This window comes from Streptococcus sp. CCH8-C6 (assembly GCF_001557225.1).
GTDB classification, from domain to species: Bacteria; Bacillota; Bacilli; order Lactobacillales; family Streptococcaceae; genus Streptococcus; species Streptococcus sanguinis_C.
This window is the reverse complement of record NZ_LSJN01000031.1, coordinates 1-221: the sequence shown is the minus strand read 5'-3', so window position 1 is coordinate 221 and position 221 is coordinate 1. Positions and strand designations below refer to the sequence as shown.

Annotated in this window: 1 protein-coding gene; it reads left to right on the top strand. The window is 47.1% G+C overall.

All coding sequences use genetic code 11. The annotated features are described in order from the left end of the window. Nucleotides 1-221, top strand: a 221-nt coding sequence (locus tag AX677_RS03105; RefSeq protein WP_197416881.1) for a G5 domain-containing protein, incomplete at both ends; no start/stop codon positions are given.

The window sequence follows — 221 nt, the reverse complement described above, 5'->3', positions numbered from 1 at the left end:
GAAGAAGTGAGCGAAACTGAAGTTCTGAAACATGGCAGCAAGACCGTTGAGAATCCGGAATTGGCTAAGGGAGTTCGTCAAGTGAAGACAGCTGGTCAAGATGGTAGCAAGGTTACGACTTATACGGTAACGAAGAAGGACGGCAAAGAGGTTTCTAAGGTTCAAAAGGGCGAGCCAGTAGTGACAGCAGCGATTGATGAAGTGGTTGAAGTCGGTACAAA